The organism is Methanofollis sp. (assembly GCF_028702905.1).
In the GTDB taxonomy this organism is placed as follows: Archaea; Halobacteriota; Methanomicrobia; order Methanomicrobiales; family Methanofollaceae; genus Methanofollis.
The window spans coordinates 1-6,881 of sequence record NZ_JAQVNX010000107.1; the positions used below are offsets into that span (position 1 = coordinate 1).

A 6,881-nucleotide genomic window follows, 5' to 3' on the forward strand; every position below is an offset into this window, starting at 1 on the left:
TGAACCACCGCGTCTCGAAGGAGATCGTTCGTTTTGCCGTTCAGAACAAGGTTGATGTGATCGGGCTGGAGGATCTTACCGGGATCAGGGATCGGACAGAGACCTCCAAAAAGCAGAGGGGCACCCATCACTCATGGGCGTTCTATGAACTCCAGTCCTTCATCGAGTACAAGGTGCGGGAGAAGGGTATATCGACGGTCTATGTCGATCCGGCCTATACCTCCCAGACCTGTCCTCGATGCAATCATATCAGTAAGAACAATCGGCACAAGAAATCGTTTGTCTGCGAATGCTGCGGACACTCGCTCCATGCCGACCTTATCGGTGCTCGGAACATCGAGTCCAGAGCACGCACCTACAGGTATACCCTGGAGGTGCAGGGGTGCAGTCAGCCACCCATACGAGAACTATCGACACGATAGAGTCTCAAGCCCCGGCCTTCAGGCCGGGGTAGTTGACAGCGTTCTTTTGGCATGGCACACCGGCAAGCAATATATAATATATTTTATATTTCAGTTGTGCCAGGGCCGGCGACATGTCGGCAGGGGGGGACCGAAGATGAAAATCTATGTCAGAGAACGACAGAAGATCGGGAGCGGCGTCAAAGAGCCCAAGTTCAGGGTCGTCGCCGTCACCGGCGGGAAAGGGGAGGAGTCGCACCTGAAGATCGAGGCAACGCACTTTCGGAAGACCAAGATCGAGGGGATTGCAAAGGACGTCGGGGCCGAGATCATCTACCTCGCACCGATGCCCGAGGAAAAGCGCGGCGAGATGAAGAGCGTCGCCCGCTGAAAAAGATGACGTGAGATAGGTCAGGCCCGGATCAGGGTCCCGACCTTCTCGCCACGGACGGCCTTCGTGATATTCCCGCGCACATGGCCGTTGACCACCCTGATCTCCTTCACGTGTTTGGTGTGGAGGAGGAGTTCGACCGCCTTCTTTTCAAGGACCATATCCTCCATGTCCATGCCGAGGAGTTCTTCTGCCGTGATCTCAGGGATCAGCTCGGCCGCCGGATCGATGCGGGGGTCCTCGGTGTAGAGGCCGTCGACGTTCTTTGCAAGGATGCAGTTCTTCGCACCCATCACCTCGGCGATGAGCACGGCACCCGTATCTGTCCTGTTCGGCGGGATCGACCCGACCTCTGCCGGTTGCTCGAAGAGGCCGTACGGCGGGGTGCCGTGGGTCACCGGCAGCATCCCGAGGGAGGCGAGGGTCGGGAGTTCGAGGAGGTCGCCCGACTTCACCTGGGTTCCGCCGTACTTCGAGAGGAGGAGGGACATCATCAGGGCGTTCTGCTCGCTGATCTTGGAGGCGAGTTCGGCGAGAACGCCGGTCGGCATGCCCAGGTTGATCCCGATGTCCATGATATGCCTGACGCGCACGCCGCCGCCGGTGACGACAAGGACCTTCTCGCCGGCCTCTTTCAGGGCGCCGATCTCCTCGACGATCGGAAAGACGACCTCGCGACCGAAGTCCATGGTGCCGTGGCCGCCGATCTTGATCACATTGAGGTCGGGCATGATCCGGATCTGCGGGATCTCGTCTATCCGCTTCATCAGGCCTTTTCGCACCATGGTCTCGCCGCGGAGGCCGGAGTTGAGTTCAAAGCGTTGTGTCATGATGGTATCACCATGAAGATAATATTTATAGGAACAGAGATTTAACAGGGAGTATACCAGTTGGTATATCAACTGGTAACAGGTGAAACAGATGAAGATCTACGTCCGCGAAAGAAAGAAGGTCGGCAGCGGGGTCCAGCAGCCGAAGTTCCGCATCGTCGCCGTAACCGGTGAGAACAACTCAAAGAGACTCTGGGTAGAGGCAAAACACTTCCGAAAGAACGAGATCGAACTCGTCGCCGCCGACCTGGGTGCCGAGATCGTCTGGCTCGAAGCGATGCCAGAGGAAGAGCGGCATAAAAAGAAAGACGAGTAACACACATATCTGGGCTATGCCCGCACTGACCTCAAGCGAGATACTCGCTGCTGTTGCACGGATTCTCATTCTTGAGGACCGTGCCATTACTTTCCTCTGCACAGAGGGAGAGATCAGCATCAGGTTCCCGAAGACCAGACGTCTGGCCGAATACCTCTCTGTCCCGCACTATTATGTCATCCCCATCATCGCCGCCATGGAGGAGGAAGGACTGGTCACCCGCACCGAGAGGGTCGGTGTCTCGACCACCGCGCAGGGAACGGCAGTCCTCTTTTCAAGGATCCTTGCAGAGTATCCCCGGGAGGTCGAGCAGATCCTGGGGCCAGACCTTCTTGGGGCGATCAGGGCGAGGGCTCTCGACTGAGGTATCCCTGCCCGGACAGTTCCGCAGGCGTGCACTTCTCGGGCGTGCGGCCGTCGGTCTGCAGGTCCACCCATCCGGAACGGACATTTTCCCTGTGGTCGAACTGGTAGATGTATGGCTTGATGTCGAGGAGCGGGGTGTTGTCCAGGATGTCCACCCCGGAGATCTCAAGGACATTCCCGCGTACAGACGTCAGTCCCACGATGGACAGGCCGATTGGATTCGGACGGTTGAAGTGGCGGATCGCGAAGATCCCCCTCTCACGTGAACCGTCCAGAAACGGCTTTCGCCTGAGTTCAACAGTGCCGGCACGGTTAAAATGGTAGAGGAGGATGAGGTGGGAGAAGGCGTCGAGATCCAGCAGACCTTCCACATACTCGGGAAAGATCTCCACACGACCATCTGACCCGGAATAAACAGGTTGAATCGGAGTGTCTGCCTGCTCGGCAAACCCGGACCTGATGACTCCGATAGGTCTGTACCGGATCGCCAGATCATGGAGATCCGTGTCATTGACATTAGCATCGGTCATATAACATCCCGGCAGCCGTTGCTCCCGGCCGCGCATGAGGGAAGATTATTGAAGAACTGATAAAAGGGTTCAGATATCAGCAATGATCAGGAGAGGGGTGTGGTGACAGGGCCGGGAGAGGAAGTACGAAATGGGCCGGGCCTACGGTTCAATCTCAGCGAGGCCGCCGGGTCTGTCGGAGACTTCGGTACCATCCTCCCCATCGTGCTCGGCGTCGCCCTTGTCTGCAACGTGAACCTCTCGTACGTCTTCCTCTTCTTCGCCCTCTGGTACGTGATCTCAGGCCTCTACTACCGCCTGCCCATCCCGGTCGAACCCCTGAAGGCCGTCGGGGCGATCGCGATCGCCGAAGGCCTCACCGCGGGGGAGATCGCCGCCTCCGGACTGATCATGGGCGTCCTCTTCCTCGCTCTCGGCCTTATCGGGGGCATGCGCCATCTCAGCGACCGTATCCCGACCTCTGTCGTCCGCGGTGTGCAGGCGGGCCTCGCCCTCCTCCTCCTGAAGACTTCCTTCGGATTCGTCGCAGCCGACCCCCTCTTCGCCGGGATCTCGGTGGCCGTCGTCATCCTGTTCTTCCTCGCCGCGCTCCGCTGGAAGGTCAACGATCTCTCGGCCCTCCTCGTCCTCGGGATCGGCGTCGGCGCGGGCGTGCTCAGCGCGGGCCTCCCGTCCCTCTCTGCGATATCCCTGCCCGCTCTCGTCCTCCCGAACCCTGCCGACTTCTTCTTCGCCGCATGGTACCTCGTCCCCCCGCAGATCCCCCTGACCCTCACCAATGCCATCCTTGCCACGGCCCTCCTGACGCGGGACCTCTTCAGGACAGAGGTCGACCCCGACCGCCTTTCCCGGACGATCGGCGTCATGAACCTCGTCTCCGTTCCCTTCGGAGGATTTCCCATGTGCCACGGTGCCGGCGGCCTTGCCGCCCAGTACAGGTTCGGCGCACGGACAGGGGGCTCGAATATCATCGCCGGGGCCATCTTCCTGGGCTTCGCCCTCTTCTTCGCCTCGCCCGAGAGCCTTGCCCTGATCCCGATAGGGGTCTTCGGCGGCCTCCTCATCTTTGCGGCGGTCGAACTCGGCAAACACAGCATGAAGACCGATTCCATCTTTGTGACCGTGGTCATCGCCGCCCTCTCCGTTCTCATGAACATCACAGTGGGCTTTGTCATCGGGCTGATGCTTGCCTGGGCCCTGGAAAGGTACGGCAGGGCCAGGGCAGCAAAAAAAGGCAGTTAATCCTCGACGACGTGGACGGCGCTGGCCTTGAAGGAGATCTTCACCTTCATCCCCTCCCTGATGCCGAGTTCTTCGGCAGACTTCCAGGTGACAAGGACGGTGAAGGGGATGCCGCAGTCGACCGTGAGGTGGTTGAGGGGGCCGTAGGCCCGTACCCCGGTCACCCTCCCGGAGAGGACGTTTCGCGCCGAGATACCGGTCCCGTCGGCAAGGTGGATGGTGATGTCCTCGGGTTTGATGCAGGCACAGACCTTCGTCCCCGGCCCGAGAGGGGTGACCGCGGCGATCGTCACCCCGCCGGCCGCAATGGCGGCGACGCCGTCGCTGTTCTCCCGCACCATCCCTTCGATGATGTTCTCGATCCCGACAAACCGCGCCACAGGCCTGTTCTTCGGCATCGCAAAGACCTCACGCGGCGTACCGATCTGGGCGAAGACACCGTCCATCAGCACCCCGATCCTGTGGGCGAGCCTCTGGCCCTGGAGCATGTCGTGAGTCGAGAGGACCACTGTCTGGTTCAGTTCCCTGTTGATCCGCGCGATCAGGTCCTCGATCGCCTCGGTCGCCACAGGATCGAGGTTTGCGGTCGGTTCGTCGAGGAGGAGGACGGCCGGGTCGGTGACGACCGCACGCGCGATGGCGACCCTCTGCATCTCCCCGCCGGAGAGGGTCTTCGCCTTCCTCTTCTCATAGCCGGAAAGCCCGATCACCTCCAGGGCGGCCGCGATCTTCTCCCTGATCCCGGCCTCGGGGACATGCCTGATCCGCAGGCCGATCGCGATGTTGTCATAGACAGTCTCATTGAAGGCCGCCGGTTTCTGGAAGACCATCGCCATCCGCCGTCTGAACCCGAGGGCGCTCCCCCGGTCCGCGTGGATGGCGGCGCCGTCGAGGAGGATCTCCCCGCCCGAGGGGGTGTCGAGGAGGTTGATCAGGCGGAGGAGGGTGGACTTGCCCGATCCCGAGGGGCCGATGATCGCGAAGATCTCGCCGTCCAGGATCGCCGCGTTCACGTCTTTCAGGACGACCTTCTCGCCGAAATTCTTTGCAACATGCCTGAGTTCGATCATGGTTCACCGCTGCTGGTAGATGGTCACCACCGTGTTCACGATGAGGGCGATGCCGAGGAGGATGATCCCGAGGGCGATCGAGGTGCCGATATTCCACTGCGAGGTGTTGAGGGTGATCGCCGTCGTCAGGACGCGGGTTCGACCATAGATGTTCCCGCCGATGAGGATCGCCGCACCGACCTCGGAGATCGCCCGGCCGAAGCCGAGGGCGACCGCCCCTAGGATCGCAAACCGGGCCTCCCTGACGACGTGTTTTAGGAACTGGAGACGTGTCGCCCCGAGGGAGAGGATCGTGTCCCTGATCGTCGCGTCCACGCCCGAGAGCGCGGTGATCGTGAGCCCGGTCATGATGGGGAGAACCAGGATAGTCTGGGCAAGGATCATCGCCTGCGGCGTGAAGAGAATGCCGAGAAAACCGAGAGGGCCATGGCGGGTGAGGAGGAGGAAGAGGAGCAGGCCGACGATGACGGTCGGCAAGGAGTACAGGGTCTGGATAAGTTGAATCAGGACTTTTTTGCCGGGGAACTCGTTGAACGTGACCGAGGCCCCGAAGGGGACGGCGATGAGCGTCGCCGCAACGGTTGCGGTCAGAGAGACGACGAGGGATAGGGCGGTGATCTCTATGACGTCGGGGTCAAGGGTGACGATGAGGTGAACAGCCTCAAGAATGCCATCGATGATAAAGCCCATCACTCACTCCTCCTGAAGAGACATCAATAAAAGGGAAAGAAGGGGGAAAAACCCTGCGGCTTTATGCCACCGGGTCTTCCACTTCAGACTGGTTCACGCCGATCTTCTCCCAGTTGCCTGCGGCCGGGTAGAAGAGGGGTTCGCCGTACTTGTCAACGCCGAAGGTCTCGATCGTCTTCTGCGTCTCGGGCGTGATCAGGTAGTTGATCCAGTCCTTTGCAATGGTGGAGTTCACGCCGGGGTGCTTCTCCGGGTTGATCTGCATCGCCGAGTAAACGTTGAGGAGGACATCGCCCTCTGAGACAAGGGGCACGAGGGTGATCTTGTCCTTGCTCGCAAGGTAGGTGCCGATGTCGGAGAGCGTGTAGGCCTGCTTCTCGTCGGCCATCACCAGGGTCGCACCCATGCCGGTGCCGGCCTCGATGTACCACTCGCCGGACTTCTGGATGTCGGTCGAGTAGTTGAAGCCTGCGGCCTTCCAGATCGCCTTCTCCTTGGAGTGCGTGCCTGAGTCGTCACCGCGGGAGACGAACTTCACCGTCGCCGGGTCGGCGAGGCCCTTCTCCCGGATGGTGGTGAAGGCCTGCTCAGGGGTCATGTTCTTCACGCCTGCCGGGTCCGAAGCAGGGCCGACGATGACGAAGAAGTTGTAGGCGAAGACGCGGCGGTCGATGCCGTGGCCTGCCTCAAGGAACGCGTCCTCGCGGGCGCGGTCATGGACCATCATTACGTCCACGTCGCCGTTCTCCCCGTAGCCGAGGGCCTTGCCGGTGCCGGCCGAGAGGATATCGACCTTCGCATTGTACTTCTTCTCGAAGTCTGCCTTCAGGGCGTCGAGGAGGCCGGTGTCATAGAGACTGGTCGTCGTTGCGATGAGGAGAGTCTGCGTCTCTGCTGGAGCCGCGGTCGTCTCCGCCGCGGTCGGCGTTACCGTCGGCGTCGGGGTCACGTCCCCGGTGCCGGTACAGCCGCATGCAAATGCAGCAACGATCATGACTGCTGCAAAAAGCACAAAGATGCTCTTTTTCATGGTAATTTTACTATC

General features: G+C 60.6%; 10 protein-coding genes. 5 read left to right on the forward strand and 5 right to left on the reverse strand.

Translation table 11 applies throughout. The features are described from left to right. Together PHP59_RS10625 and PHP59_RS10630 are read left to right on the forward strand one after the other, a co-directional pair. A partial coding sequence (locus tag PHP59_RS10625) for a transposase (RefSeq protein ID WP_300166761.1) occupies window positions 1-422 on the forward strand: 422 nt, incomplete at its 5' end. A gap of 136 nt (window positions 423-558) precedes the next feature. Further along, a complete protein-coding gene (locus tag PHP59_RS10630) occupies window positions 559-792 on the forward strand; it encodes a hypothetical protein (protein WP_300166763.1) in 234 nt (77 codons plus the stop codon). Between the two features lie 20 nt (window positions 793-812). Here PHP59_RS10630 and PHP59_RS10635 read toward each other — a convergent pair whose 3' ends face one another. Continuing rightward, a complete protein-coding gene (locus PHP59_RS10635) occupies window positions 813-1,622 on the reverse strand; it encodes a uridylate kinase (protein ID WP_300166765.1) in 810 nt (269 codons plus the stop codon). A 91-nt stretch (window positions 1,623-1,713) separates the two neighbouring features. Here PHP59_RS10635 and PHP59_RS10640 point away from each other — a divergent pair, with 91 nt between their 5' ends. Both PHP59_RS10640 and PHP59_RS10645 read left to right on the forward strand, forming a co-directional pair. Further along, window positions 1,714-1,938, forward strand: a complete 225-nt coding sequence (locus PHP59_RS10640) for a hypothetical protein (protein WP_300166766.1) — start codon at window positions 1,714-1,716, stop codon at window positions 1,936-1,938. 16 nt (window positions 1,939-1,954) lie between these two features. Next, window positions 1,955-2,302, forward strand: a complete 348-nt coding sequence (locus PHP59_RS10645) for a hypothetical protein (RefSeq protein ID WP_300166768.1) — start codon at window positions 1,955-1,957, stop codon at window positions 2,300-2,302. Here the strand turns inward: PHP59_RS10645 and tsaA are convergent. Further along, entirely contained in the window at window positions 2,280-2,834 is a 555-nt protein-coding gene (tsaA, locus tag PHP59_RS10650; RefSeq protein ID WP_300166770.1) for a tRNA (N6-threonylcarbamoyladenosine(37)-N6)-methyltransferase TrmO, read from the reverse strand. The two genes, PHP59_RS10645 and tsaA, sit on opposite strands and share 23 nt — an antisense overlap. Before the next feature lie 99 nt (window positions 2,835-2,933). Here tsaA and PHP59_RS10655 point away from each other — a divergent pair, with 99 nt between their 5' ends. Next, window positions 2,934-4,076, forward strand: coding sequence for a putative sulfate/molybdate transporter (locus PHP59_RS10655; protein WP_366943754.1), 1,143 nt, complete (start codon window positions 2,934-2,936; stop codon window positions 4,074-4,076). Here PHP59_RS10655 and PHP59_RS10660 read toward each other — a convergent pair. The 3 genes from PHP59_RS10660 to PHP59_RS10670 all read right to left on the reverse strand — a co-directional run bounded on the left by PHP59_RS10660 (window position 4,073) and on the right by PHP59_RS10670 (window position 6,866). Continuing rightward, entirely contained in the window at window positions 4,073-5,146 is a 1,074-nt protein-coding gene (locus PHP59_RS10660; protein WP_300166772.1) for an ABC transporter ATP-binding protein, read from the reverse strand. The two genes, PHP59_RS10655 and PHP59_RS10660, sit on opposite strands and share 4 nt — an antisense overlap. A gap of 3 nt (window positions 5,147-5,149) precedes the next feature. Continuing rightward, on the reverse strand, window positions 5,150-5,836 hold the full coding sequence (locus PHP59_RS10665; RefSeq protein ID WP_300166774.1) for an ABC transporter permease: 687 nt from the start codon (window positions 5,834-5,836) through the stop codon (window positions 5,150-5,152). A 61-nt stretch (window positions 5,837-5,897) separates the two neighbouring features. Beyond that, window positions 5,898-6,866 carry a substrate-binding domain-containing protein gene (locus PHP59_RS10670; RefSeq protein ID WP_300166778.1) on the reverse strand — a complete coding sequence of 323 codons (969 nt, stop codon included), beginning with the start codon at window positions 6,864-6,866 and terminating at the stop codon, window positions 5,898-5,900. Window positions 6,867-6,881 lie beyond the last annotated feature (15 nt).